The sequence below is a fragment of the Halomonas elongata genome, from assembly GCF_029081005.1.
Taxonomy (GTDB): domain Bacteria; phylum Pseudomonadota; class Gammaproteobacteria; order Pseudomonadales; family Halomonadaceae; genus Halomonas; species Halomonas elongata_B.
The window spans coordinates 1-359 of record NZ_JAJQTQ010000141.1; the positions used below are offsets into that span (position 1 = coordinate 1).

Sequence of the window (359 nt, forward strand, 5' to 3'; positions counted from 1 at the left end):
TATCGAGGTACGGGTTTACGACCTGGAAGACGAAGATAATCACCAGGAGTTTACCTGCCACTCGGATGATGACTGTGATGATAAAGGCTGCTACCTCTGTCCACGCAATCTGCCGCCGCTGCCGGATGGCGGAACAACGCTGAAGTGGCGGCTGTCGGATGCGCATAGTCAGTACGGCATCCTGTTGGCGACGCTGCCGGTTGGCCGCCATCTCAGCCACGATCAGCAGCAGCTGGTGGATACCCTGGTGGAACAGCTGACCAGCACCCTGGCGCTGGACCGCCATCAGGAGAAGCAGCAGCAGCTGATCGTCATGGAAGAACGGGCCACTATCGCCCGCGAGCTGCACGACTCCATCG

1 pseudogene is annotated in these 359 nt (G+C 59.6%); it reads left to right on the top strand.

Annotated features, from left to right (window positions below):
• Positions 1-359, top strand: a pseudogene (locus tag LU493_RS19815) (hypothetical protein); the annotation flags it as partial.